The following is a 25,683-nucleotide window of genomic DNA, read 5'->3' on the forward strand; positions in this document are numbered from 1 at the left end:
ACGGCGATAACAGTGATAACGGCGCCCCCTAACGTGTGCAGCAAGACACCTTTTGCCAAGCTGCCGCAGGCTTTTCGCTTACCGCAGCCAACGGGGATCGCGCCCAACTGACATTCCTGCTTGTGATAAAACGGACATTACCAGTTGAAAATGTTTTTACATGTCACCACTTGCGGCGTGCTCTTTTCCATGCAGATATTAATATTCATAATTCACTAACCATTACTATCACTTTTTTTTCACGCCAGCCATGATGCCGAAAATACTTCTGTGGTAGTGGAAGTCATACATCGGGAGATAGGCAATCTTCTTATATTATTTTTCGGTTCGGCAATGTAAGGTGTTCTCTTTTATATAAGGGACCACCATGTTTCGCACCGTCTTTGTAATCGCCAAGTCTGGTATATGGCTAGTCAAGAGTGAAGAACGCAATCATCCGACTCAACTCTTCACCTCGCAAAAGGCCGCCATTGCCTATGCACGAGAAGTTGCCAAGATGCTGAAGGCGGATCTTGTTATTCGAACAAATGTCAATACTAGTGATAATAAGTAGCCTATTCTTCTCATTCTCCTTCGCTTGCTTTCTTCCCCCGTATACCGGCACCCCTGCACAATGGGTGCTCATCGCTCAGTACCTCGGCAGCAGACTCATTGACGACACGCGTCATAACCTAGTGGTCGATTCTCACACTTCATGGGTCAGCTAGCCAACTTCATGATCCCCCCGATCTCTCAGCGCTAATGATTGCCTCATCCTATCTCAAGAAAGTAGACATATTTTAATTGTATTTTCACTCGCTTACGCTGATGACATCGGCCTTCCAGCGCCTGAGTTCGGTGTTTCTCTGGCGATAAGGTCTTGCCATCGGTATTACTCTCTGGCGATCTTCTCCAACCGGGCGATCCAATATGGTAACGGTGCCCGCAACCTCTAATGCGAACCGGGGAACGTCTTCGCAAGTCCTTTGCCCCCCCGCCCCCCAGACTGACAGCTTCCCATCTGGATTCACGAGAGCGGGAACGACATTTCTAGATCATGTGCCACTGCGAGGACAGCGGCGATCTAATCCACCGCATGGATGACCAGAATCCCGGAAGCACAGCACTTGGCGCCACCTGCCTGAAAGTAGACCCGGAGGTAAGCAGACCGGTAAACGCAACGCCGCGTCACACCTCTCTTTCACCTCTTCCTCTCAAACACAACGTCTCATGTTGTTACTCTAATATTGCAGCACAGCATACTGAGATACGCCCTGCATTCCCTTGGCATCGGCAGCCCATGAACGGAATGGCATCAAAGGGAAGCGATATGAAGCGTCATGTGCTGCTCCCTCGCCCGAAGGCGCAAGACAGATATCGCACCTGAACACTCGCTGAGATGCCAAACGATTCACCGTCACTCGCGCTCAAGGAGACAAGATGTCGCTCAATCCCGAAGGTCAAAAGCGTCGTGAGTTCATGCGGAACTCATTGACCGTCATCCCTGCGGTTACCTTGGCGCCGGGCCTGCTGTTCAGCCAGACATCTGATGCGGCAGCTCCGCCGCTACCGCAATACACCCCGGTGTTTTTCAATGACGAAGAATGGCAATTTCTTCTCGCCGCCACCGATCGCCTGATCCCCGAAGATGACCATGGTGCCGGCGCCTTGACGGCCAACGTGCCCGTCTTCATCGACAAGGAACTGAGCGGCGATTACGGCAAGGCAAGCGACTGGTACATGCAAGGTCCCTTTCATCCAGACGCCGATCCGGTCTTCGGCTATCAACTTCCCCATACTCCCGCGGCGCTTTATCGCCTGGGTATCCAGGGCGCCCGCCACCATGCAAGGCAACAAACAGGGAAGGAGTTCATCGATCTCGCGCCAGATCAACAGGATGCCTTGCTGTCCGAACTGGAAAACGGGAAAGCTGACTTCGCCGCTGCCGGTGTCGAAGACCTGCCCTCGAACACCTTCTTTGCGTTTCTGTTGCAAAACACGCGTGAAGGGTATCTCTCGGATCCCATGTATGGCGGAAACCGGGACATGGTCGGCTGGAAGATGCTGGGATTCACTGGCGCTCGCGCCAGCTTCCGTGAGTGGGTCACACAACATGATGTCCCCTACCCGCTCGGCCCGGTGAGCCTGGCGGGCAAACGCGGTTGATCGTTCCTGCCTCACCGCCAGATACCACCGCCCACAGGAACCAGGGTCACAGGAGCAAAGGATGCCCCCTTATTTGAAACGGCCAATAGGCTGGGTTCTCGCAGTGGCTACCATCAGTGCCGCAGGTGTGGCGATGACGGTACAGGGCCACAGGCCCACCGCACATCAGCCCCATATCGACTCGGATACCACGGCGAGCGCCGAACGGGTCAAGCGCGGCGCCTACCTGGCCCGAGCAGCAGATTGCATGGCGTGCCACACCCGTGAGGGCGCGAGTGACGCGTACGCAGGGGGACGCCCCATCGAGAGCCCCTTCGGTACCATCTACGCCACCAATATTACGCCAGCGCCCAAGGCAGGGATCGGGGAATATCGTGAGCAGGATTTCGCCGCTGCTCTGCGACAAGGGATACGTGCAGATGGCAGTTATCTGTACCCGGCAATGCCGTACCCGTCTTACGCCAGCCTGAGTGACTACGATATCAAAGCACTGTATGCCTATTTCATGGAGGGAGTAGCCCCTGTCACCGAACCCGCACCGGAGACCTCTCTCAGCTTCCCCTTCAATCAGCGCTGGGCGATTCGGTTCTGGAACTGGCTGTTCGTCGATGAGGTATCGAATACCTCTTCCGCCAATCATTCCAGTGATCTCTCAGGTGATCGACAGCAACTGTTGGAGCGTGGGCGCTATCTGGTGCAAGGTGCGGGACATTGCGGCAGTTGTCATACGCCCCGCGGTCTGTTCATGCAGGAAAAAGCGCTCAACGACCAGGACGGCGACGAGTACCTGGCGGGAACTGAGCTGAACGAGTGGCAGGTACCTTCTCTGCGTGGGGGCGACGCATCAGGATTACGCGATTGGTCGGAAGGCGATGTCATCGATTATCTGGCCACTGGGCGCAATCGCCACGCCGCGACTGGCGGCGAAATGACCTCTGTCATTCAGCACAGCACGTCTCACCTCACTGAGGCAGATTTGACGTCCATCGCTGCCTATCTGACGACTCTGGGCGCCACGGACAAGCAACGTGCCTTGTCCGCCCCCGCATCGACGCCACCTTCCCACACAGCACCGGATGCCACGACACGGCAACTGACGAGCGCGACTTCCCTGGACGAGGGGGCTCGTCTGTATCTGGACAACTGCAATGCTTGTCATTTCGCCAATGGCAGAGGGGCCGATAGCGTCTTCCCCCCGCTTTCCGGTAACACCCAGGTCAACGCTGACAATCCGACAGCCCTGATCAGTACCATTCTGTATGGCGCACAGTTGCCGTCGACGCCAAAACGCCCGGAACGCTTGCAAATGCCGGGCTTTGATTGGCGCTTGAGCAACGAGGAAGCCGCCAGCCTGGCAAGTTTTGTCCGACAGAGCTGGAGCAATGACGCCTCCAGGGTGACTCCTGAGCAGGTGGCGGAAGTGAGGCAGGCACACGGGCCTGCCAATCATGCGCAACAAGGCCGACCAGACTCCCTAGGCCACGCGCCCGAAGGCGCCACGTCCACTCCTCTGTCGAACTGAAAGGAATCACGACATGTCCGTTACACAACCAGACGTCGATGTCGTCATCATTGGTCTTGGCTGGACCGGGTCCATCATGGGCCTGGAAATGACGAGCGCTGGATTGAACGTGCTGGCGCTTGAGCGCGGGGAAGATCGGAGCAAAGAAGACTTCCTGTATCCCAAGCCTGCCGATGAGCTCAAGTACGGCGTACGCCTCAAGATGATGCAGCGCCCACGTCAGAGCACTGTCACGATACGACGCAATCGCCAGGAGCAGGCCGTTCCCCAGCGTCATTGGACTACCTTCCATCCCGGTGATGGCGTGGGCGGTGCAGGTTCGCATTGGACAGGTGTGCTGTATCGCGCCACACCAAACGAACTGGCACTCAAGAGCTTTGCCGATCGCACCTTTTCACCCGGGTTTCTGCCTGAAGACATGACCATTCAGGACTATGGCGTCAGCTATGACGAGCTGGAACCTCACTATGACTTCTTCGAAAAGGTCGCAGGCTTATCCGGTCAGGCTGGCAATATCCAAGGGGAAATGATTGAAGGGGGGAACCCCTTCGAAGGGCCGCGCAAGAACCCGTTCCCGCTCCCTCCCTTGCCGAGAACCCTGACGGATACCTTGTTCACCAAGGCGACCAAGGCACTGGGCTGGCACCCTTATCCCTACCCTTCTGCCAATGTATCAGGCGCCTGGACCAACCCTTACGGCATGCAATTGGGTCCCTGCAACTTCTGCGGCTTTTGCAGCAACTACGGATGCCTCAACTATTCCAAGGCATCCCCACAGACCTGCACGCTTGATGCACTCAAGCAACGCGAGAACTTCGCGTATCGGACGGGCTGTGAAGTCACACGTATCGTGAAGCACGAGGAAGATGACACGGTCAAAGGGGTCATCTATCGCGATGCTGATGGCAATGAGGTCTTTCAGCCTGCGGGCATGGTCATTCTTGCCTCATTTCCCTTATCCAATGTCCGCTTGTTGCTGTTGTCCGAGATTGGAAAACCCTATGACCCGGAAAGCAACACCGGGGTGGTGGGACGCAACTTCTCCTACCAGATCACGGGCTCCATGGATCTTTACTTCAAGGATCATCAATTCAACCCCTTCATCTCGGCTGGTGGCAGTGGACAGGTAATTGATGACTTCAGCCCCGATACCTTCGATACCGAGCAACACGGTTTCATTGGAGGCTCCTACATCTATACCACCCAAGGTCCGGGAGGCGCTATCGGTGCACTGCGCACGCCTCCGGGAACGCCGCAGTGGGGCAGTGAATGGAAAAAGCAGGTACGCGAGCACTACGGACATCACATGATGCTGGGCACGACCGGAACGAACATGTCCTATCGAGACGTCTACCTGGATCTGGATCCCACGTACAAGGATCCGCATGGTGATCCCTTGCTGCGCATGACCTATGACTGGAAAGATAACGACCTACGAATGACGGAATTCATGGCAGAGCGGATGCGTGAAATCGTCGCCCAGTTACAGCCGGACTACCATACCGAGAGTGTCAAACAGCGAGGCGATCACTTTGATCCTTCGAGCTATCAATCAACCCACATAACCGGTGGCGCCATCATGGGGACAGACCCCAAGACATCGGTCCTCAATCGATATCTACAGCACTGGGATGCGCATAACCTCTTCGTCATGGGGGCCAGTGCCTTCCCACAGAATATGCAACACAACCCCACGGGGACGGTCGCAGCCCTCACCTATTGGTCGGCACAGCATATTCGAGAACGCTATCTTGATAATCCGGGGCCTCTGATGTCACGCAGTTGACTGCCCCACGCCACGACACCCCATACCCTGTGTCCGATGAGATGTACCAACCTCATCGTGACATGTCACTCGATGCCACTACGCCTGGTGCGTCTTCAGGGGCAGAATGGCCAGACGTAGAAAAACGACAAGCTCTCTTTCCATGACATCCTCGACGCCCTCCAGCGCTGCCGAGGAAGGTGTCACACGCCTGAGGCCCCCCCTGGAAGCGTTAATACCCCAACAGGGCTACGTATCTCGCACAGCAACTTCCACAGCGGGTTTCGTGCAGACGGCTCACTCTTGTATCACTTGTCTAAGGCTACCTGTGTAACAGCATCGGGATCACCAAACCGAGCGGTGATCCAGTCAATCAACGCCTGCTTGGCCGGAGAAGGTTCGGTGGGATTGACCTCGATCAATGCGTACCCGTGGCGTGTGTCATGACAAAAGTCACGAAGCGCCACCAGACGCCCAGAGGATAGGGCCTCATCACATAACCCATCCCATCCCAACGCCATGCCTTGCCCCGCAGCTGCAGCTTGCAACAGAAGTGGGTAGTTGTTCATGACCAGCTCACGCTGCCCGGAGACATGGCCGATCCCATGGGCCATGAAATACGCTGGCCAATCCATCCAGACCTGTCCGTGTGCGGCCGTCAAGGTCAGCAGCGGAAGCTGGCATAGCTGCTCAGGTTGCTCAATGGGCCCATGGCGCGCCAGAAAGTCAGGGCTACAGATGGGAAAGACCCGCTCGCGCAATAGCCGAGGCCGTCGGTCCTCTTCACCGCAGAATAACAGCGCAACGTCGATCTCCTGCATCGAATGATCGAGCACGCCCTGATTGGTCATGCAGTGAACGTCAATGCCCGGATTGAGCCGTCGGAACTCGGGCAGATTTGGCATCAGCCACGCACTGGCAAAGGCGAAATCGGTCAAGATATTGAGAGCCGGGGACGTCGTCAGTTGCTGAATGTCACTGATGCTTCTCTCGATGACAGCAAACCCCTCCTGCACGCTCTGGAACAGCTGCTCACCTGCTTTCGTCAAGCGAACCCCACGATGCACTCGTTTGAAGAGCGCCACCCCCAACGCATCTTCGAGCGCTCGAATCTGCTGGCTGACGGCAGATTGGGTTGAGCGCAATTCCTGAGCAGCGTGCGTGAAAGCATGATGACGTGCAGCCACCTCGAAAACACGCAACAGGTTGGGTGACACATGACGACCGATGTTTGCCATAAGTTCAGGTAATACCCTCTGATTAACAATGGGCCAGTTTACAGATTCATGCCGCTCATGGAGACTCGCGACTTGCATAATATCTTGTGATGACCCGGTCCTCTCAGAAGACGTCGTTTCGCCATATTCCATAATCAAATGTAATGCATAGAGCCTATGACTCGTTTAGCCCCTCATTTCCTGCATCACATCCGATTACGGCCTGCTACAGCGCTGCCTCCCCCCATGCCTGGGTAGCGACGTCGTCTCCAGTTTGCCTGCACCATCAGGCCTTGAGGCATGCCGCCTGCGAGTGCACGTATTCCCGCCAGATCCCTATTGCAAGCAGCGCCCCCATGCCTGGACTGCCCTTTCCGGCTGACACGGCAACTCTAAAATAATTGTCGCATCGACTCCCTCCCCATTATCGCAGGAGCTTGAGATTGAGCATGACACCAAAGGATGTAGCGCATCTTGCGACGCATGATGCATCTCAAACGGATTCAAGCAATCATCTCAACCACGCGGTCTTTCGCTATTCACTGATCGCCATCGTACTGCTTGTGGCGTATGCCATGGGCTTCACGGAGCAGGCCACCGCCTTCTTCGGGTATTGCCTTGACTGGATAGGCAATACCTTCGGTTGGTATTACATGCTGGCCGTCACACTTTATGTCATCTTCGTGGCCGGGATTGGCATGTCACGTTTCGGGCGCATACGGCTGGGGCCTGACCACTCGCGCCCGGAGTTCTCGACACTCTCCTGGGCAGCCATGCTGTTCGCCGCAGGTATCGGCGGCGCGATCCTCTTTTTCGTGGTATCCGAGCCACTGTCGCACTTTCTGACACCGCCAGGTGGCTCAGGGACGACAGAAGAGACGCAACGTCGTGCCATCGTGCAGACCTTCATGCACTGGGGGATTTCCGGCTGGGGAGTCTTTGTGGTGATGGGAATGGCGCTGGCCTATTTCAGCTATCGTCATCGGCTGCCATTGGCAATTCGCTCGACGCTCTTCCCACTGCTCGGCAAGCGAATCTATGGCCCCATTGGCAATGCAGTAGACATCACGGGGGTTTTGGCGACGGTATTCGGGATCGCCACTGCACTCGGGATCGGCGTGATGCAGATGAACTACGGGCTGAACTATCTATTCGGCATCGGTGAGGGGCTGGTCCCCCAGATTCTGATCATCATCATGGTCATCGTACTGGGCACAATGTCTGTGATAACCGGTGTCGAGAAAGGCATTCGCCGCCTGTCAGAACTGAATCTGCTATTAGTCGGAGGGCTGGTGCTGTTCGTGTTACTCCAGGGGCCCACGCTACACCTGCTCAATGCACTGGTCACCAATGTTGGGGACTATGCCACCGCCTATCTGGGGTTGAGCTTCGAAACCTATGCCTACGCCCCCGACAAGCAATCCTGGTTCAACAGCTGGACCGTCTTCTTCTGGGGATTCTGGATTTCCTGGGCCCCGTTCGTGGGTCTGTTCCTGGCGCGAATTTCTCGCGGTCGTACCATTCGCCAGTTCGTGGCTGGCGCCCTTTTCATTCCGTTGTCCTTCGTCATGATCATGATGAGTGTCTTCGGCAACTCCGCCATCGAATTGGTGCAATCCGGTGCTGTGGAGTTGGGGGAGCAGGCGCTCAACACGCCTCAGACCAGCATCTACACCTTCCTTGAGCAATTGCCCGGTGTCGGTTTTACTGCGAGCCTGCTGACACTGCTAAGTATCGTGTTTTTCGTGACATCGGCGGATTCCGGAGCACTCGTGCTCGCCAATTTCACCTACGTGCTGCGTGACGTGAATCACGATGCTCCCATTCGACTGCGCATCTTGTGGTCCGTCCTCATTGGAGTGATCACTATCGCGCTGCTGATGGCAGGCGGGCTCAAGACCCTGCAAAGCGTTGCCGTGATCACGGCGCTTCCCTTTTCTTTCGTCATCTTCTTGGTGATGATCAGTATGTATCGCGCGCTGAACATTGAAAGTGAGAAAGCCGAGGCCCGCCAGCTGGTCTCTGTCATCAGTGGCGAAGGGGGGGATTGGCGTGAGCGGCTCACCCGTACCCTTGATGGCTCGACGCGACATGGGGCTGACAGTCTACTCAAGCATTCCGTGCGTCCAGCCCTGCAACTGCTCGCTAGCGAACTGCAGGCACATGGCCACCAAGCCTCGGTCACGGACCGCGACAGTGAAGAGGTCGAGGGCGGGTGCCCGACCCTGCAGGTTGATTTTCCCGGCGCCCCCAGCTTCCTGTATCAGGTGCGTCCATGCCGCATGCGTACCCCGAGCTTCCTGCCCGCAGACGACGACTACTATCTACGGCTGGATGTGCATCTCGCCGAAGGCGGCATCGGTCAGGACCTCAATGGCTTCACTCGTAATCAGGTTATCCATGACGTGCTGAATGAATATCAGCGCCACTTGCAGTTCCTCAGCCAGGTCGATGCCACCCTCAACCTGGCCAATATCCCCGGGGGGCACATGATAAATGAGCCGGTCGATGACGCCTCCCAGCAACCGGTGCCGGGTGCGCAACCTCCCTCGGCACCACTGGCAGGACGCACCTGATATCCGCGACTCCATCAAGCGTCTTTCACTGACAACGCTACTGGCATGAAAACGATACGGGCACCCTGATCAGGGTGCCCGTATCGTTTTCAGTGGCCGAATGTCAGCTACCTCGATGCCCATCTCCATGCTGTCATTCCTGAGCGTGATAGAGATAATCCCGGTGGCGTCGCTGATTGATGTCATGTTAATGGTTCTACGCCTGAAACAGTATCACTACTATCACCGAGGATAGTGGATTGAACAAGGCCTATCATGTATCAGACAGCCTGTCCTTCGGCTCTTTCCTGGACGTAACAGCCAAGTTGAATCCGGCAGAAGCCCCAGAACATGCAGCAATTGACTTCCCCGAATATCGGCTGCTTTACCAGCTAGAAAACAAGACCATTCAAGAAACCAGAAGAATTGCAAGCTGTTGAAATACCAGCTCTCCTTGCGCAGATTGGATTCAGAATCAGCGTAACTACAACAAGAACTGACGATATTGTAGATATCAATATTTGATCCTGCATATCACCATCCACTACCAGTACAGTGACTCGATCACGATGGCCTTTTTTGTCTCATTGGTATCCAATAAAGTGAATTTCATTTGCTGCATCATCAATTGATAACTCTCAAAACTTCTTGCATGTTTGCAATCATATCATCATTGGCACTCGACAACATGCATCTCATTAACTTTGAAATATGATAGTATAATCGTCAATGAAGCTATCATAAAAAATGGTCTATATCATACCAACGAAAACATGCTTTGCATGTTTGATACGCCACAAAAACCGTCAAGGAAAGTCAACAACATCCATCTCATCAATGTGTATCTACAATCAGTTCATCTTGATAAAAATATGAAAACAGTGTCAATCACAACCGATTGTCTAAATCTTTACTGCCATGAGTCTATTGAGTTTCATCCTTTCCAGCGAGACTCGTATCATATGGATTCCGCTCATGCTTGCCAGAAGATTCCGGGAATGTCCAAACGATTTCGATAATGCTGAATTATTCGCGTCAAACTTGATGACGGCTTTATCAATTTCTCCGACAATAATTTTGATACTGCCTTACGCATTGGCAATATACGGTATGATAGATTTTACACTCGGCAGATGTCAGGTGAAATCTTGAAGCGTGCCCTCCTAGACTACTGACCACCGGTTGTGTCGATACATTTAGTGTTTACCGAACCACGCTTCAAGAATCCCCGAATAGCCACTGGCATAGACTTTCTAGAGCAACACCTTGTGAAGCGACTCTCTAATGAGTCCGTGACCAAGGGTTGAGGGCTTCGAGCATCACACCACCGATGCTAGCCAGGCAGCGACATTTGCCCATACCCTTCAGGAGGCGTGGCTCCCCGCCCCCTCAAAGCTGCCTGGCTGTTCCATGGGAGATCTATCGAAACAGTCTTTATTATCCAGATCTCAGTATGCAGAGTCCTGTTCTCGTTCATCCTGCTAATCAGAAGCTGCGTTTGCCGGCGAGAAGGCTGCCTCAAATAGTCCACGACTACGCCTATCTGGTGCGCAGCTTATCGGCCAGCCATTGGCGTGTGCCTTGCTCTCCCGCCTGTTCCGCGCGCTCGGCCAACTCAAGTGCGAGCGAGATATCTCCTGCCGTTAGTGCTGCACGAATCATGCGCTTGAAGTCAAAGTCCGCAGTGCTATCTACAACCTTGCTTCTGGAAGTCGCATCAAGGTCTACGCCATTCTCTCCAGTGCCACTTCCGCCAACGACATTGTGGACGCCCACATTGCGTTCTTCGCCCCAGTCGGGGGTCTGTGCATGTTCCACAACTTCCTGCTGGTGTGAGTGGCCAGTGCCCGAACTCATCAGCGGCATCAACAGTCCTTGACTGTCACTCAAGCGAGAAATCCTCACCCTCACATGTCCTGTCAGTGCATGCCGGGCCTTGGCATTCTCTACCTGCGGCTCGGCCAGATTCCTTGCACGAGCCTGAGCACGAGCGGGGTGCAGGATTTCCGTCGTTGTATCGAGTGCTGCGGCTGTCGTCGCGATGACGACTCGCTGGCCATCCACTTCGGGAGTCACAGTAATGCTGCCACTCAGGCGATCCGGTGATAGTCCCCGTGCTGGTTGATATACCATCTCTTGTGCAGCAATACGGCGATGCACTGCCCCCTGTTCATCAAGCACAAGGACCTGGGGCACGAAGACACTCAACAGCCCCTGTTCACTGCGGATGACATCACTTTCCAGGCGCAATGTGAGCGGTCCCTGCCCACGTGGCAACATCAAAGCCTGGAATGGGCTTTTACCGGTGGAAAAATCAAACACCGGCGTATCCCGAGTGAACTCAAGCGTGCGTGTTTCCTGACTGCTCACCGCTTGCACAGGCAATTGCATCAGGTTGCTGCAGCACGCTGATGTCGTGCTCAGCCACTGAGCATCAGCACGACTGACGGCCACTGCCGTGGGCTGATCACCGAGAAGGTATCCCTGTCCCCCGGTCGCACAACCACTCAGCACCGCACCAATCAAGACGGCACCGGTCAAGGCCGTGCTGAGATTTCGTATGCTGACGCCCAATTTCATTCTGGAAAAGCTCTCGGCGAGAGAGGTATCCAAGGTACGCATGTCACGAGACATAATGATTCCTCATACGGAACATGAAGCAGAAATCCCCATCATCGTCTCTCCTGTCGGTCACCAGGCATGAGAATGATGGGGAAAGTTGTTTGCCATGTGATGCCCATCCGCAGGCACCAGATAGGGAAAGACTGACTACCACCAGGCTTCGATCTGCATTCCGTACGTCAAACCATCATCATCTCCGTCTTCTACCGACTCACTGGCAGCGTTGTAGTCATCGCCATTCCAGTTGGCATACGTCACGAAAGCACGGATAACGGGACGCGCCATGGCACCGCGCCCGGCTTGCCATTGCTGCGCCAACGTCAGCTTGGTCAGATGGGCATCGTCACGCCCGGAATCATCAAAGCTGACGCGATCGTAACCAAGCTCTACAGCGGTGCTCATAGTGTCCGTCCAGTAATACGTCGGCCGCACTCCGCTCGATATCCAAGTCTGCCCTCGGTCATCATCCAGCGTGCGTTTCTCATAAATGGCAGCGTAGAGCATGTCGATATTCGGAGTCAGATTGATCAAGCCATGATCAATGAAGCGCCACATATGTCCTTCTGGGGCAGCACTGGCCGTATCAATGCGTCCGGTCGTGGCAATCAATCCATCTGTGGCATATTGCATGACCATCTTGTTGAAGCCGCCAAACCATTGGCCCTGAGTGTGCTCCAGCGTGAGCATATGGCCATTTTCCGGGTCAATTCCTGCATCATCCTGACGCTCGGTCAGCGTAGCAGCACCGTAATCATACCCAACTTCCAATGTACCACCGCGATTGGTCTCGATATTCGCTAGACGTATATCGACAGTGTTATTTGCCAGGTTCTGATCATCATCAGGGAAATCATCATCGGTGCTGGTATTACGAACCCAGGCCAGGCTAAGGTCCCCCAGCCCTACATCGATGTTTTCAATACCACCACCTGGCCCGGAAACATCCCAGTAATAAAAGTCATTCATGTGAATATCGTGACGCTGGTAGAAACGCTTGCCTGCCCACAAGGTAGCTTCCGGTATTGCTTCAATCACACCCTTGGCTTTGACATTAATCTCGCGCAACGCAATTGTATTATCATCATCAGTATCACTATCCAGTTGCTCATAATCATTGGATTGATCACTGACATAAGCAATAAGGCTGTCAAAATAGAAAGATTTGTCATCCTGCTCATAGAGTGTGGAACCCAAGCCAAGCTCCGCATAGGTCTCGCACTCATTACCAAGACGATACTTTGCTCCTGCTCCTTCCGCCTGGAAACACGCCTGATCTCCACCGCCCTGGGTCCCGCCAATTCCAGAACGCGCATAGCCATGGAAATCGACATCTACCGCCATGGCGGGTGCCGAAATGGCAATTAGCGCAAGCGGCGCCAAGCTCGCCAATGATTTTTTTCTACTCTTGAGAGCAATGGAAAGAGGACTGGAATTATTTGAGAACAGAGGGCGACTTGTGTATTGATGAATGTTCAACATAATCATCCTTTCAAACGGCTGGGCAGAGTAGACTCTGATTATTATTGTGAAACATGGGGCGTTGGCTCACGAGCAGGGAGGGTGCTTCATGAACCACAACACCCTGCCCCAACATGTCAGGTATATCCATCGCTTTTGTCAGACATTTTATAAAAATTGACCAAAGTTGTAGAAGGATTTTTATAAAAATTCGACTTAAGGCACAAATGTTCAAGATCGACAAACAATAAACATCAGGAAAAACCAGATATTTATTTGAATCAACTCACTCATAAAGCGTAACTTGAAGGGTGAAATGACCAACATCCATATTTCAAGATCATCCGCCGTAAATTGAGCACCTCATATGCCATTGTTATAGCGCGCGTCCAATAAAGCATTGATAAAACACTTGAATCACGAATTCATTCCAATATTCCTTTCGGTAAATTCAAAGGCTGCTAAAGTCATGGGGCAATCAAACAAAATAGCCACGAATTAATACCAACAGATCATGCTATAACCTTTCCTGCTCACTGTCTTTGCACCATAAGAAAAATGCATGCCCTCCGATAACACTCACCCCCTACTTAGGTCACATGCCTCCCTCCCATAATGGCCTCGATATACAACCGTACTAATGGAGAGATGCCTGCATGTCCCTGACCAATGCCCTGTCTGACGCGCTGCCGCTGAGCCTGAGCGAGTCGCCGCTGTCATTGAACCTGATCACTGCTGAAGGCCTCGAGCCGGTCAGCCCGCTGTGGCTGCGCGAGCGCACCCAGGACCCGGAGCAGCTCGATGAGGTCACCACCCAGCGTCTGTTCGATTCGCATGCCATCGACGTCAATCTCGAGTTGACCGCGGCGCGCCCGGTCGATGAGACGCACGTGGAATTCACTTTCAGTGACGGGCATTGCGAGGTGTATGACCTCACCCTGCTGGCGCATGAGCTGCAGGGCATCACGCCGTTCCCCAAGGCCGAGAGCTGGGATGCGGGCATCGATCAGCAGGCGCAGCGCGTCGACTGGGAGAAGATGGGCAACAATGAGGACTTCCAGAAGGCACTGGAGGCCTATCTGCGCTTTGGCTACATCATCGTGCAGAACGTGCCGACCGATCCGGAGCGCATTCTGGAAGTGGCCGGTCACTTCGGTTACGTGAAGGACACCAACTTCGGCAGCTACTTCGAGGTGTATTCGCGCCCGACCGGCAACGATCTGGCCTATCGCAGCGTGGCACTTGGACCGCACACCGATAATCCGTATCGTGATCCGGTGCCGGGCATCCAGATGCTGCATTGCCTGGTCAACGAGACCACTGGCGGCCTGTCCACGCTGGTCGACAGCCTGAATGCGCTCAAGCAGCTCAAGGCCGAGATGCCGGAAGGCTATGAACTGCTGCGCACCACCCCGGTGGGCTTCCGCTTCCTGGATGCCGGTACCGAGCTGACCACCCGTCGCTGCGTGATCCGTGAGAGCGCCGATGGTGAGCCGATCGGCGTCAACTACAGCCCGCGTCTTGATCATCTGCCGCACATGTCGCTGGAGAACACACGCCGCTACCATCAGGCCCGCCAGCGTCTTGGACAACTGTTCCAGGACCCGGCCAACGAGATTCGCTTCCAGCTCGAGTCCGGTGAGCTGATGATGTTCGATAACACCCGCGTGCTGCATGGCCGTACGGCGTTCGACACCAATGAGGGGCATCGTCACCTGCAGGGCTGCTACATGGACAGCGACGGCCCGCGTGAGCGCTTCGCCACGACCCTGATGCGTCAGCGTCAGCAGCAGGCACAACAAGAAAACCGTGAGGAAATGGCGTAATGGATCAGGTTTCATTCACCCAGATGAAGGACGGCACCGCAGAAGACTATGCGTTGCTCGAGCGTCTTGAGGATCAGTTCAATGAAGGGCTGGTGGAGCGCCTCAAGCTTGCCCTGCGCAAGCTCGATGATGGTCTGAGCGGCTACAAGGTCAGCCGTCTGGAGCACTCCCTGCAGTCAGCGGCACGTGCCGAAGCCGACGGTGGCGATGATGATCTCGTCGTCGCGACCCTCCTGCATGACCTGGGTGACGAGCTGGCGCCCTACAATCACTCGCAGCTGGCCGCTTCCATCGTGCGCCCCTATGTGCGTGCCGAAGTGACCTGGATCATCCACCACCATGGACTGTTCCAGAAGTTCTACTACGGTCACTTCTACGGCGAGGACCGCAACGAGCGCGAGATCTACAAGGATCACCCCTGGTATCAGAAGTGTGTGGATTTCTGCGAGCGTTATGATCAGGCGGCCTTCGATCCGGACTATCCGACCCCGCCGCTGGAGCACTTCGAGCCGGCTCTGCGTCGCGTCTTCGCACGCAAGCCCTTCGATCCGGACGTGATCGGCGAAGAGCCCGCCGGCGGTTTCGACAGCCGCGTCTGAACGTGTGGATGGCGGGCGCATGAATCGCGCCTGACCTGCTCCACTCCTGTGCTTGACCATTGCCCCCACTGGCTCGCCCAGTGGGGGCAATGTGGTTTGTGGGCGTTGCGTTGAGCGCACCACGCCAACAGGGGGTTGAACCTCGCCACTCAGCCTTCATCATCGTGGGGCAAGGCAAGTATCCATGAAGACTGTCCCTGATGATGCGGCAGTCTCGCTCCTTGAGACGCATTCCCCCTCCCCGACCCGACAGGCAGACACATGGAACACCTCTTCATCTATGGCCCGCTGGGGCCAGGCGGACTCAACGAACATGTCATCGCCAACATCGATGGCGAATGGTGCCCGGCCTATCTGCGGGGCCGACTCGAGAACAGCGATCAGGGTACCGAGCACAACTTCCCCGGGCTGGTGGTCGACAACACGGGGCAGGTGATACGCGGTCACGTCTTTTCCTCACCGCAGCTGCCCGAGCATTGGGACGCTCTCGATGACTTCGAGGGCCCCATCTATCAGCGTCGCGTCACCACCGTCATTCTCGACGACAATCGTGAGCTCGAGGTCTATGTCTATGCGCTGGCGATGTGAGAATCTCCTGCCGGGCAGGTAGAGCGACAAGTGACAGAGCGATCCCCCTGCCTCTGGATCGCGTCACCCTCTCGGCCCCAGCCTCGCCAGCGCCCTCGCCCAGGCATCACAAGGAGAATTTCTCATGCAGCTTGAAGGTTCGTGCCACTGCAAGGCCGTCACATTCCAGCTTGAGTCGCCGCATCCCTACCCGTACCAGCGCTGCTACTGCTCGATCTGTCGCAAGACGGCAGGCAGCGGCGGCCATGCGATCAACCTGGCGGGCGACGCCGGCACCCTCAAGGTGGAAGGCCGCGAGCACATCTCGATCTATCACGCGGTGATCGACGGGGTCGAAAGCCCGGCGGAACGTCATTTCTGCAAGCACTGCGGCAGTGCACTGTGGCTCTACGATGCCCGCTGGCCAGAACTGATCCACCCGCAGGCGGGGGCGATAGACACCCCGCTGCCCGTGCCACCGGAGCATGTCCACATCATGCTCGACAGCAAGGCCAATTGGGTGGAAGTCGCGCACGAGGCGCGTGATGCCCATCACGCCGAGTATCCCAACGAGAGCATCGCGGCCTGGCATGCGCGAATTGCCGAGCGCGGCACTCAGTAAGCTCAGGGACGCCCTCCAACAGGAACAGGTGCGACCCTGGTCAGGATCAGGTGCGACCTCGCGCCCTGATTCGCCGGGCTGAGCGTTGATGTCACTCGCTGCGTCGCGTATAAGTGCCGCCTATACAAGGCGGCGCTCTTGCCTGATATCCGCGGTGTACGGCGTGAAGCCTCTCGCAGGCCCGGATATTCCAGGACAGGGTCGCCGTGACAGTGCATCACAGCGAGGACTCCCGTGCCGGCCCGAAAGACACGCTCCCCTGCGCCAGACGATACCGCCAGTAGCCTGGATGACCTGCCCTCCCTGCGCGGGCTGGTCGCCTTTGACGTGACGGTTCGCCTGGGCTCGATGACGGCTGCGGCCAATGAGCTGGATACCACCCAGCCCACCATCTCCCAGCGCATCCGCGCGCTGGAGGAGCACCTGGGCCATCCGCTGTTCGATCGCCAGGGCGGCAGGCTGATCCTCAACCACTACGGCGAGAGCTTCCATGCCGAACTGGCAGGCGGACTTGGCCAGGTCTGCAGCGCCGTCACGGAAGCACGTCGCAAGGTGCACAAGCCGACACCGCGCATCACCATTGCCGCGGGTGCCGGTTTCGCCCACGTCTGGCTGCGCCCGCGGCTGGAGCGGTTGGAGCAGACCTTTCCGGAGTGTCACTTCACGCTGCTGCCGATCGATCGCGATGAAGACCCGCAGATGCAGCAGGCCGATATCGCGATCCGCTTCGGCCCGCCGCTGACGGGCGATCATCGCGATACGCTGGTGGTCGCGGAGCGCGCCTTTCCTGTCTGCTCCCCGGATTACGCGCGGCGTCATGGGCTGGAGAAGGGGTTGGATGCCGAGGCGCTGTCGCGCATCACGCTGCTGCATCTGGACATGCGCGATAGCCGCTGGCTGGACTGGGCCACCTGGTGTCGTCATGCGGGACTGCCGGTACCACGTCTCGACAAGGCCTTTCCCTTCAACAACTTCCCGCTGACGCTGAACGCCGCCGTCAACCATCAGGGGGTCGCGCTGGGCTGGAGCCACGTCATTCAGGACCTGCTCGACAACGGCTCGCTGATCGCCCTGACGCCGCATATCTCGCGTGACCGTCATGGCTATCGCATGAGTGTCCGCCATCCCAACAGCGCCGTGATCCAGCCCATCACCCGCTGGTTGATGCGCGAATTCTCAGGCCTGACATTGCCTGATGCCTGACGCCCGCCCTCCTCACTCATCAGCTCTCAGAGACCGGCCTGAAGATCGCGCTGTACCCGTCTGGCGCGCGCTGACAGCGGCCACTCCGCCCGTGTAATCCACCACAGCGTATCCACCACCTCGACATCCCCGTCTGCGGGTGCCACCACCTTGATGGCCTGAGGATTCTGGAAGGCCTCACGGGCATGGCGAGGCACGACACTGAAGCCCAGCCCGCAGGCCACCGGTTCCAGAATCAGGCTGATCTGATTGGTGGAGCCACTGCGCGGCAATGAGCGAACCCCCGGATTGCCCGGGAAACGCCGACTGAGCAGTCGTGACGCCATGTCCTGGCCATCGGGATGATCGATGAAGCCCAACGTCTCGAGATCGCGCCAGTCATGGATCTCGACACCCGCCGGCACCACCAGCTCAAGTGGCTCGCGGGTCAGCTCCGTCACGCTCAGGCGCGGGTCATCCGGCTTCTGGGTGACGATGCCCAGCTCGAAGCGATTCTCAAGCACTGACTCCACCACTTCGCGCGTGGGGGCGAAGCGATGATGGATATTGAGACCGGGTGACGCCTGCTGCAGCGCCAGCAAGCGGGGGTAAAGCGCCAGTCCGATGCTGCCCGGCGTGATCAGCCGAATATCCCCGTGACTGTCTTCATTGCCGGCCAGGCGCTGGGCCAGGCGCTGCTCCGCCGTCTCCATCTCGCGCGCGTAATCCAGCAACGCATGGCCGGCCGGTGTCAGCTCGAGCTTGCGAGGATGTCGAATCAACAGCTTGCCCAGCTGGGTTTCCAGATGTCGCACATGCTGGCTGACAGCGGCCTGGGTCAGATCGAGCTGCTCTGCGGTGCGCGTGAAATTGCCGACACTCACCAGAGTGCGGAAGGTACGTAACCACTGGGGTTGCAGCATGTCGGCTCCTCGTTGCGACAGTCATGGCGCCCGGGACGTGTCTGGCCTGACAGCAGGCAGTCCTGATCGGCGACTACGCCGGCCCGCCATAACGAACTCTTATCACTATCATAACAGCTACGTAGTTTTCATTATTGCTCATGACGCCCAAGATGGCATCCAACGTCACGCAGACAGTGACTGAGCCAATTCCCTTCACGACTCCCTTCACGAGGTGAATCATGAGCAGCGAAAAGCACACACCGTATCCGCGCACCTTCTCCCACATCGGCCTGTCCGTCGGTGATGTCGAAGCCGCCGTCAAGTTCTATACCGAGGTACTGGGGTGGTACGTGGTGATGGAGCCGACCACCATCACCGAAGACGACTCCGCCATCGGCGTGATGTGCAGCGATGTCTTCGGTCCGGGTTGGGGCAGTTTCCGCATCGCCCACCTGTCCACCGGTGATCGTATCGGGGTCGAGATCTTCGAATTCCCGAACCACGAGACGCCGGAGAACAACTTCGAGTACTGGAAGACCGGCATCTTCCACTTCTGCGTTCAGGACCCGGACGTCGAAGGGCTGGCCGAACGCATCGTGGCCGCCGGCGGCAAGCAGCGCATGCCGGTACGCGAGTACTTCCCGGGTGAGAAGCCGTTCCGCATGGTCTACATGGAAGACCCGTTCGGCAACATCCTCGAGGTCTACAGCCACAGCTATGAAATGACCTATGCCGCCGGTGCCTATCAGAACGACTGATCAAGCCCCAGGCAGCGATGCACGAATGAGTCGATGACCGGCGCATGCGTGCATCGAACCAGCGCCCCTTGCCCCCTGTCATCAGGGGGCAAGGGGCTTTTTTCGTCATGGCCAGGCCCCATCACGGTCGCCTCCTGCCGATTGTTGAGCAATCATTCAAATTTGCGTAAGCTGGTAGGCAATCGATGGGCGCTACCGGACCAGCAATGCAGGGATACTCCTTTCACCGACATCCGCTGTACTGCCTCCCCAGACCCACACCCCACACCCAGTCTGTCCAGGAGTGTTCATGTCCACCCCAAAGCCCGTCTCCGTTCTGGTATTCGACGTCAACGAGACCCTGCTCGACATCACCACCCTTTCACCTCTGTTCGGGCGCGTCTTCGGCGATGAAGGCGTGCTGCGTGAATGGTTCGCGCAACTGGTGCTGTATTCCCAGACCCTGACGCTTGCGCATCGCTATACCCCCTTCGGTGAGCTTGGCGTGGGTGTCCTGAAGATGGTCGCCGATATCCATCAGGTCACGCTCAAGGACAGCGATATCGATGAGCTCAAGTCGCGCATGGCCGAGATGCCGGCTCACCCCGACGTCGCACCGGCGCTCGAGCGCTTGAAGCAGGCCGGTTTCCGTCTGGTGACTCTGACCAACTCTCCCGCCGGTGCCTCACCGACACCGTTGGAAAAGGCCGGCATCAGCGAGGCCTTCGAGCAGCACTTCAGTGTCGGAGCCGTGGAACAGTTCAAGCCGGCGCCCGCGACCTATCAGCACGTGGCCGAGCAACTCGAGGTCAAGCTCGATGACATGTGCATGGTCGCCTGTCACGTCTGGGATACCATCGGCGCCCAGGCAGCCGGCATGCAGGGTGCACTCCTGACGCGTCCGCACAATGCCGTGCTGCCGGCAAGCAATGTCCCGACACCGGACCATGTGGCCGATGAGTTGATGACCCTGGCCGATCACCTGATCGCCACCCGACACGCCTGATCTCCCCCGCCGGTGAAAGCCGCATGACAGACACGCCACGGCGCCTACTCAAGGCCCGTGGCGTGTCTGATTTACCTCTTCCCCCCGCCTCACCTCCACCTCCCTGGTGATCTGCAGCCTTCTTCTGCCCCCTGCCTCTTGTCGATGCCTTCACTCCAGTGACCGGAACGTCTTGAGCATCTCGTCACGGGTCTGGCCGAGGGCCGTCTTGATCTCGGCATGCCGGCTGGCAATGCGCCACTCTGGGCCCAGAACCGAGATGGCGTAATGCCCCTGACTGGTCTCGAGACCCGTGGCGATGGCCGCGACCCCGCGGGTGTGCTCACCGGCGTCGTACGCGTATCCACAGCGACGAATCTCCGCCAGCTGCTCGAGCAGCTCGGGCATGTTCGCGGTCTTGTCCGTGTAGGCCGTGAGCGCGGTTCCCAGCAAGTGCTTGACCTGCGCGTCCTGCAGGTGTGCCAGCAGGACCTTGCCACTGGACGTCGCGTGCAGTGAGAGGAAATTGCCGGCCATCGGCGATACCCGCAGGGGCTGCGGGGACAATACGGAGTGCAGTATCAGCAACTCGTTGCCGCTCAGGCTGCAGAGCACCACCGTCTCCTCGGTGGTGACACTCAAGGCTTCCAGAAATGACTTGGCGTGCGTGGTGATGTCGAGCTGGCTATGCCGCGCCAGTCGCATCAAGGCAGACCCCAGCCGGATACCGCCATGCCCGTGAATCTCCAGCAGATCCTCCTGCGCCAGCGCGTCCACCAGCCGCTTGACGGTGGAGCGCGGCAGCTCACTGCGCTGCGCGATCTCCCCCAGACTCATGCCCCGCTCATTGCCTTCCAGGCTCTTGAGAATCGCCGCGACCCTGGCCACGACCTGTACGCCACCGCCTTCACGTGTGGTCAAGTCACATCTCCTTAACAAGCTAACTACTTGCTCAACAAAACCACTGAATGGTACAGTGTACCGCATAACGAAACACCCACCACGATATCTTCCTGTCCTTTCCGTCAGACGCGAGAACCTGCCAGTGGCTGCTGCTCAACCCTTCAATCTACGAATCGCTCTCGGCCTCGTGGGTATCCTGCTCGCCTCGCTGATGTCCGGTGTCGGCGAGCGAGTCACTCAGACGGTGCTGACGGATGTGATCGGTCATTTCGGCTTTTCCCATGATGAAGGCAGTTGGCTGACCACCCTCTACAGCGCCGCTGAAGTCTCGATGATGCTGCTGGCCGGCTGGTTGGCCGTCACCTTCAGCCTGCGCCGCTTCGCCATCGGTGCCTGCCTGTCACTGGCGGTGTTCTCGCTTCTGGTGCCACTGGCCGAGAGCTTCCCGTTGATGGCGGGGCTGCGCGTTGCCCAGGGGCTGGCATCCGGCAGCATCCTGCCGCTGCTGATGATGTCGGCGCTGCGCTTTCTGCCGTGGCACAGCAAGCTCTATGGCCTGTCGGCCTATGCGATGACGGCCACCTTCGGCCCTTATCTGTCGGCACCGCTGGCCGCGCTCTATGGCGACCTGGGCGACTGGAATCTGGTGTTCTGGGAAACCGCGCCGATGTGTCTCATCGCGGCGGCGCTGGTGTCCTGGGGCCTGCCACAGGACCCGCTCAAGCTGGAGCGCCTCAAGCAGTTCGACTGGCTCGGCGCCCTGCTTGGCGTCACCGGTCTCTGTGCTCTGGTGGCCGGCATGACCCAGGGCGAGCGTCTCGACTGGGGCAACTCCCCCGTGATCATCGCCCTGCTGGGCACGGGCGGACTGGCCTTCGCCGCCTTCCTGATCCATGAATGGTTCCACCCGTTGCCGCTCTACAAGCTGCAGCTCCTGGCCCATCGCAACTTCGCCTTCGGCATTCTCACCCTGTGTACCTTCATGTTCCTGACCCTGGCCGCCGGCACCATTCCCGCCGCCTTCCTGGGCGAGGTACAGGGCTATCGCCCCATGCAGCTGTTCCCGGTGATGCTGACCATGGCTCTGCCGCAGCTCGTGCTGGCACCGCTGGTGGCGACACTGATCAACCGCAGGAGCGTCGACAGCCGCTATGTGATGGCCACGGGTCTGGGGTTGATCCTGATCAGCTGCCTGCTGGGCTCGCAGCTCACCAGCGACTGGAACCGTGACAACTTCCTGCTCATCGAGGTGCTCAATACCCTGGGCCAACCGATGGTGGTCGTGCCGCTCTTGATGAATGCCACCGGCGCCATCAGTCCGCTGGACGGCCCCTTCGCCACCGCGATGGTCAACTCGCTGCGGGCGCTGTTCACGGTGGTGGCCGCCACCGTCTATGGCAGCTTCATCATCCAGCGTGATGCCCTGCATTCGACCCGTCTGAGCGAGGCGCTGGGCCTGCAGGGCAATCAGCCTGCCGGCCTCATCCCGCTGGACGCCGCGCGCGATATCGCCACGCGCCTCTCCGAGCAGGCCGCGGTGATGAGCTACGCGGATGCCTACCTCGCCATCATTCCCTTCGTGGTGGCCCTGCTGGTGCTGGTCATGGTGTTGCCGGTGCGCGCCTACCCGCCGCAACCGGCACCTGCCGCCCGCCAGCACACCCACTCTCCTGCGACCTGAAAAGCGAGAACACGATACTGCCATGAACAAGACACGCACGACTCTGCTGCTGAGCGGACTGGCCCTGCTGCTGCTGATTCTCTATGCAGCGCTCTACTGGAAGGGTCACGATGGCCGCGAGGCCACCAACAACGCCTACGTGCGTGCCGATAGCGTGATGGTCACCCCACGGGTGGCCGGCCAGATCGACACGGTACGGGTGGAAGACAACCAGGTGGTTCACGAGGGGCAGATACTGGCCACGCTGGACGACCGTGATTACCAGGCCTCCCTGCATTCCGCCCAGGCGGATCTCGCCGCCAGTCAGGCGGCGATAGGAGATCTGGACGCCAACATCGAACGTCAGCGCGCGGTGGTGCAGCAAGCCCTCGCCGAAGTGAAGGCGACCGAGGCGTCACTGCGTTACGCACGCAATGATGCCAAACGCTATCGCAGCCTGCGCATGACCAATGCCGCCTCCCAGCAGGACAAGGAAAAGGCCGATGAGGAACAGGGCATCTGGGAGGCACGACTCGTGCAGTATCAGGCCGCTCAGCGCTCGGCCGAGAAACAGATCGGTGTCCTGCAGGCTCAACGCGTCGAGGCCCGCGCCGAGGTCGAGCGCTCGCGCGCCACGCTTGAGCAGGCAGCACTGAACGTCGATTACACCACCATCCGCGCCCCCAAGGATGGCATCGTCACCCAGCGCTCATTGCGTGTCGGTGCCTACGTGCAGCCGGGCTCCTCGCTGCTGGCCATCGTGCCACACAAGGAAGCCTACGTGGTCGCCAACTATCTCGAGACCCAGATGGCCGAGATGGCGCCGGGCCAGCCGGTGGAGATGACGCTGGACAGCCTGCCGGGCAAGACCTTCCATGGTCATGTCGAGAGCATCGCACCGGCCTCCAGCAACGCCTTCTCGGCAGTGGCCAGCGAGAACGCCACCGGCAACTTCACCAAGATCACCCAGCGCATGCCGGTCAAGATCGCGTTTGACCCCGATCAACCCGACTTCGACAAGGTGCGCATCGGCATGTCGGTGATCACCCACGTCACCACTCGGGACGCCTCCTGATCCAAGGGACTCGCTCCCGGACGCGACGGCCGGCTAGCCGGCAAGACAAGACGCCCCATCTGTCAGTGACAGATGGGGCGTCTTGTCTTGCGTGCCCTTGCAGACAGGCGATGCAGGCGATACGGCCTGCCTGGACACTACGGACTATCCAGACGATGGCGGGCACAGCTGCCAGTCGTCGTGCTCGATATCGAGCATTGCCGCGATGGCGGCCGAGGCGATGACATGGGTCTGGCCATTGGCCTCATCATGCACATTCAGCCCACCGTGCACCACCGTGACCTCGGCGCGCCCGCGTGGCAACTCGCGTGTCACGACATCCACATCCACGGCCTCCGGTGTCTGTACGCCGATGGTGACCTCGACACGCATCTGACGATGGTCGATGCCCAGGGACTGAAACAGCACGATGGAGGAATGATGCAGGGCATCCTGCACTGCGCGGCAGGCGGCCTTGGTGTAGTCCTCTCCGTAGAGGTCATTGCCGGTGCCCATCTCGAGAATGATGCGCTGCTCGCTCATGCCTCACCTCCTGACGGATGGCGGGTCTGTCGCGAAGCCTGAGGGTGCTCCGGCATGTCGGTACCGCTCGCCAGCATGTCAAACGACACGATGAGGGCGACATTGGCGATCACGCTCACCCCGCTGCCATCCGGCTTGGTCACGTCTAACCCGCCCTTGACCACCTTCACGCTGGGCTGGCCATAGGGAAAGATCCCCAGCAGGGCGTCACTGTCGACCTTGTCGGGCTGCTGCACGCCGATCTCGACCTCGATCAGCATCGCCTCCTTGGGAAAGCCGAAGGCATCCGCCACATTCAGGGAGTTGTGCCACAGGGCATCACGTATCCCGCGGGCCGCCGCCTCGGTGTAGTTCTGGCTGCGAATGGAAGTGCCCATACCGAACTGGGTCACCATGCGTGTCCTGGACATGTGGCCTCCTTGAGAAACGTCGTGCACCGCGCCATGGCGATGGCACGGAAATGAAGGCAAGTCAGAGCAATCTCTCGGCCTGCTCCGCCATCATCCGCCATCAAACATCACTTTTCCATACAATACGTTCCACTTTCATGAATATCCATCCACAACTGGCGCGATAGGCCCGCCATCGGCGCTAGACATCCCAGCGGGGCTTGAACCAGCCAAGCACCCAGCAGACCCCGACGAGCACCACCACCGAGGCGAAATCGCCGCGAAACAGATTCACCACCGCCAGACCGGCCGACACCAACTGGGCATTGGTGAGCGCGATGCTTCTCCAGCGCAATCTCTGATACTCCGCCTCTGTCATGCTGGCCTCCACGTCAGACGTCTTGAGCACGCTTCTCAGGCGGCTCAC

General features: G+C 58.0%; 23 protein-coding genes. 15 read left to right on the forward strand and 8 right to left on the reverse strand.

The features are described 5' to 3' along the window. Window positions 1-367: 367 nt before the first annotated feature. The 4 genes from QD172_RS14165 to QD172_RS14180 all read left to right on the forward strand — a co-directional run bounded on the left by QD172_RS14165 (window position 368) and on the right by QD172_RS14180 (window position 5,453). Window positions 368-553, forward strand: a complete 186-nt coding sequence (locus QD172_RS14165; RefSeq protein WP_279856087.1) for a DUF2188 domain-containing protein — start codon at window positions 368-370, stop codon at window positions 551-553. Between the two features lie 866 nt (window positions 554-1,419). Then, the gene (locus tag QD172_RS14170) at window positions 1,420-2,145 is read left to right on the forward strand and encodes a gluconate 2-dehydrogenase subunit 3 family protein (RefSeq protein WP_136938576.1); all 726 of its coding nucleotides are present in this window, start codon (window positions 1,420-1,422) and stop codon (window positions 2,143-2,145) included. Between the two features lie 133 nt (window positions 2,146-2,278). Beyond that, window positions 2,279-3,667, forward strand: a complete 1,389-nt coding sequence (locus tag QD172_RS14175) for a cytochrome c (protein ID WP_279856138.1) — start codon at window positions 2,279-2,281, stop codon at window positions 3,665-3,667. 13 nt (window positions 3,668-3,680) lie between these two features. Further along, on the forward strand, window positions 3,681-5,453 hold the full coding sequence (locus QD172_RS14180) for a GMC family oxidoreductase (RefSeq protein ID WP_279856088.1): 1,773 nt from the start codon (window positions 3,681-3,683) through the stop codon (window positions 5,451-5,453). A gap of 287 nt (window positions 5,454-5,740) precedes the next feature. Here the strand turns inward: QD172_RS14180 and QD172_RS14185 are convergent, their stop codons facing one another. Next, on the reverse strand, window positions 5,741-6,670 hold the full coding sequence (locus QD172_RS14185; RefSeq protein WP_279856089.1) for a LysR substrate-binding domain-containing protein: 930 nt from the start codon (window positions 6,668-6,670) through the stop codon (window positions 5,741-5,743). Window positions 6,671-7,098: 428 nt separating this feature from the next. On the opposite strand from QD172_RS14185, the gene betT reads away from it, so the two are divergent. After that, window positions 7,099-9,225 (forward strand): choline BCCT transporter BetT, encoded by a 2,127-nt coding sequence (gene betT, locus QD172_RS14190; RefSeq protein ID WP_279856090.1) that lies wholly within the window; start codon window positions 7,099-7,101, stop codon window positions 9,223-9,225. Between the two features lie 239 nt (window positions 9,226-9,464). Next, window positions 9,465-9,644 (forward strand): hypothetical protein, encoded by a 180-nt coding sequence (locus QD172_RS14195; RefSeq protein ID WP_279856091.1) that lies wholly within the window; start codon window positions 9,465-9,467, stop codon window positions 9,642-9,644. Between the two features lie 1,099 nt (window positions 9,645-10,743). On the opposite strand, the gene QD172_RS14200 is transcribed toward QD172_RS14195, so the two are convergent. Together QD172_RS14200 and QD172_RS14205 are read right to left on the reverse strand one after the other, a co-directional pair. Next, window positions 10,744-11,838 carry a MalM family protein gene (locus tag QD172_RS14200; RefSeq protein ID WP_279856092.1) on the reverse strand — a complete coding sequence of 365 codons (1,095 nt, stop codon included), beginning with the start codon at window positions 11,836-11,838 and terminating at the stop codon, window positions 10,744-10,746. Between the two features lie 135 nt (window positions 11,839-11,973). Continuing rightward, window positions 11,974-13,302: a maltoporin gene (locus tag QD172_RS14205; protein WP_279856093.1), complete on the reverse strand. Its 1,329-nt coding sequence runs from the start codon at window positions 13,300-13,302 to the stop codon at window positions 11,974-11,976. Window positions 13,303-13,940: 638 nt separating this feature from the next. Here QD172_RS14205 and QD172_RS14210 point away from each other — a divergent pair. From QD172_RS14210 to QD172_RS14230, 5 genes are all read left to right on the forward strand, one after another. Then, window positions 13,941-15,110, forward strand: a complete 1,170-nt coding sequence (locus tag QD172_RS14210; protein ID WP_279856094.1) for a TauD/TfdA family dioxygenase — start codon at window positions 13,941-13,943, stop codon at window positions 15,108-15,110. Beyond that, a complete protein-coding gene (locus QD172_RS14215) occupies window positions 15,110-15,709 on the forward strand; it encodes an HD domain-containing protein (RefSeq protein ID WP_271303273.1) in 600 nt (199 codons plus the stop codon). The genes QD172_RS14210 and QD172_RS14215 overlap by 1 nt, the downstream gene beginning before the upstream one ends. A 261-nt stretch (window positions 15,710-15,970) precedes the next feature. Beyond that, on the forward strand, window positions 15,971-16,297 hold the full coding sequence (locus QD172_RS14220; protein WP_279856096.1) for a gamma-glutamylcyclotransferase: 327 nt from the start codon (window positions 15,971-15,973) through the stop codon (window positions 16,295-16,297). 124 nt (window positions 16,298-16,421) lie between these two features. Then, window positions 16,422-16,898 carry a GFA family protein gene (locus tag QD172_RS14225; protein WP_279856097.1) on the forward strand — a complete coding sequence of 159 codons (477 nt, stop codon included), beginning with the start codon at window positions 16,422-16,424 and terminating at the stop codon, window positions 16,896-16,898. A 234-nt stretch (window positions 16,899-17,132) separates the two neighbouring features. Further along, window positions 17,133-18,101, forward strand: coding sequence for a LysR substrate-binding domain-containing protein (locus QD172_RS14230; protein ID WP_279856098.1), 969 nt, complete (start codon window positions 17,133-17,135; stop codon window positions 18,099-18,101). A 26-nt stretch (window positions 18,102-18,127) separates the two neighbouring features. Here QD172_RS14230 and QD172_RS14235 read toward each other — a convergent pair whose 3' ends face one another. Next, entirely contained in the window at window positions 18,128-19,003 is an 876-nt protein-coding gene (locus QD172_RS14235; protein ID WP_077373989.1) for a LysR family transcriptional regulator, read from the reverse strand. Between the two features lie 221 nt (window positions 19,004-19,224). Here QD172_RS14235 and QD172_RS14240 point away from each other — a divergent pair, with 221 nt between their 5' ends. Together QD172_RS14240 and QD172_RS14245 are read left to right on the forward strand one after the other, a co-directional pair. Next, window positions 19,225-19,743 (forward strand): lactoylglutathione lyase family protein, encoded by a 519-nt coding sequence (locus QD172_RS14240; RefSeq protein WP_077373992.1) that lies wholly within the window; start codon window positions 19,225-19,227, stop codon window positions 19,741-19,743. A gap of 289 nt (window positions 19,744-20,032) precedes the next feature. After that, window positions 20,033-20,728: a haloacid dehalogenase type II gene (locus QD172_RS14245; protein WP_279856099.1), complete on the forward strand. Its 696-nt coding sequence runs from the start codon at window positions 20,033-20,035 to the stop codon at window positions 20,726-20,728. Window positions 20,729-20,878: 150 nt separating this feature from the next. On the opposite strand, the gene QD172_RS14250 is transcribed toward QD172_RS14245, so the two are convergent. Continuing rightward, a complete protein-coding gene (locus tag QD172_RS14250) occupies window positions 20,879-21,628 on the reverse strand; it encodes an IclR family transcriptional regulator (protein ID WP_279856100.1) in 750 nt (249 codons plus the stop codon). Window positions 21,629-21,752: 124 nt separating this feature from the next. On the opposite strand from QD172_RS14250, the gene QD172_RS14255 reads away from it, so the two are divergent. Together QD172_RS14255 and QD172_RS14260 are read left to right on the forward strand one after the other, a co-directional pair. Next, window positions 21,753-23,291, forward strand: coding sequence for an MFS transporter (locus tag QD172_RS14255; protein ID WP_279856101.1), 1,539 nt, complete (start codon window positions 21,753-21,755; stop codon window positions 23,289-23,291). A gap of 22 nt (window positions 23,292-23,313) precedes the next feature. Beyond that, a complete protein-coding gene (locus QD172_RS14260; protein ID WP_279856102.1) occupies window positions 23,314-24,345 on the forward strand; it encodes an HlyD family secretion protein in 1,032 nt (343 codons plus the stop codon). Between the two features lie 144 nt (window positions 24,346-24,489). Here the strand turns inward: QD172_RS14260 and QD172_RS14265 are convergent, their stop codons facing one another. The 3 genes from QD172_RS14265 to QD172_RS14275 all read right to left on the reverse strand — a co-directional run bounded on the left by QD172_RS14265 (window position 24,490) and on the right by QD172_RS14275 (window position 25,635). After that, a complete protein-coding gene (locus QD172_RS14265) occupies window positions 24,490-24,867 on the reverse strand; it encodes a Lin0512 family protein (RefSeq protein WP_279856103.1) in 378 nt (125 codons plus the stop codon). Then, on the reverse strand, window positions 24,864-25,277 hold the full coding sequence (locus tag QD172_RS14270; protein WP_279856104.1) for a Lin0512 family protein: 414 nt from the start codon (window positions 25,275-25,277) through the stop codon (window positions 24,864-24,866). The genes QD172_RS14265 and QD172_RS14270 overlap by 4 nt, the downstream gene beginning before the upstream one ends. Window positions 25,278-25,458: 181 nt before the next feature. Next, entirely contained in the window at window positions 25,459-25,635 is a 177-nt protein-coding gene (locus tag QD172_RS14275) for a hypothetical protein (protein WP_157109441.1), read from the reverse strand. Between the last annotated feature and the right edge of the window lie 48 nt (window positions 25,636-25,683).

Source organism: Cobetia sp. 10Alg 146, from assembly GCF_029846385.1.
Taxonomy (GTDB): Bacteria; Pseudomonadota; Gammaproteobacteria; order Pseudomonadales; family Halomonadaceae; genus Cobetia; species Cobetia marina.

Excerpts from the sequence above, each read along its gene's own strand:
- QD172_RS14165 (WP_279856087.1), top strand. The coding sequence starts at position 368 with ATGTTTCGCACCGTCTTTGTAATCGCCAAGTCTGGTATATGGCTAGTC.
- QD172_RS14170 (WP_136938576.1), top strand. The coding sequence starts at position 1,420 with ATGTCGCTCAATCCCGAAGGTCAAAAGCGTCGTGAGTTCATGCGGAAC.
- QD172_RS14175 (WP_279856138.1), top strand. The coding sequence starts at position 2,279 with ATGACGGTACAGGGCCACAGGCCCACCGCACATCAGCCCCATATCGAC.
- QD172_RS14180 (WP_279856088.1), top strand. The coding sequence starts at position 3,681 with ATGTCCGTTACACAACCAGACGTCGATGTCGTCATCATTGGTCTTGGC.
- QD172_RS14185 (WP_279856089.1), bottom strand. The coding sequence starts at position 6,670 with ATGGCAAACATCGGTCGTCATGTGTCACCCAACCTGTTGCGTGTTTTC.
- betT (WP_279856090.1), top strand. The coding sequence starts at position 7,099 with ATGACACCAAAGGATGTAGCGCATCTTGCGACGCATGATGCATCTCAA.
- QD172_RS14200 (WP_279856092.1), bottom strand. The coding sequence starts at position 11,838 with ATGTCTCGTGACATGCGTACCTTGGATACCTCTCTCGCCGAGAGCTTT.
- QD172_RS14210 (WP_279856094.1), top strand. The coding sequence starts at position 13,941 with ATGTCCCTGACCAATGCCCTGTCTGACGCGCTGCCGCTGAGCCTGAGC.
- QD172_RS14215 (WP_271303273.1), top strand. The coding sequence starts at position 15,110 with ATGGATCAGGTTTCATTCACCCAGATGAAGGACGGCACCGCAGAAGAC.
- QD172_RS14220 (WP_279856096.1), top strand. The coding sequence starts at position 15,971 with ATGGAACACCTCTTCATCTATGGCCCGCTGGGGCCAGGCGGACTCAAC.
- QD172_RS14225 (WP_279856097.1), top strand. The coding sequence starts at position 16,422 with ATGCAGCTTGAAGGTTCGTGCCACTGCAAGGCCGTCACATTCCAGCTT.
- QD172_RS14235 (WP_077373989.1), bottom strand. The coding sequence starts at position 19,003 with ATGCTGCAACCCCAGTGGTTACGTACCTTCCGCACTCTGGTGAGTGTC.
- QD172_RS14240 (WP_077373992.1), top strand. The coding sequence starts at position 19,225 with ATGAGCAGCGAAAAGCACACACCGTATCCGCGCACCTTCTCCCACATC.
- QD172_RS14245 (WP_279856099.1), top strand. The coding sequence starts at position 20,033 with ATGTCCACCCCAAAGCCCGTCTCCGTTCTGGTATTCGACGTCAACGAG.
- QD172_RS14260 (WP_279856102.1), top strand. The coding sequence starts at position 23,314 with ATGAACAAGACACGCACGACTCTGCTGCTGAGCGGACTGGCCCTGCTG.
- QD172_RS14265 (WP_279856103.1), bottom strand. The coding sequence starts at position 24,867 with ATGAGCGAGCAGCGCATCATTCTCGAGATGGGCACCGGCAATGACCTC.
- QD172_RS14270 (WP_279856104.1), bottom strand. The coding sequence starts at position 25,277 with ATGTCCAGGACACGCATGGTGACCCAGTTCGGTATGGGCACTTCCATT.
- QD172_RS14275 (WP_157109441.1), bottom strand. The coding sequence starts at position 25,635 with ATGACAGAGGCGGAGTATCAGAGATTGCGCTGGAGAAGCATCGCGCTC.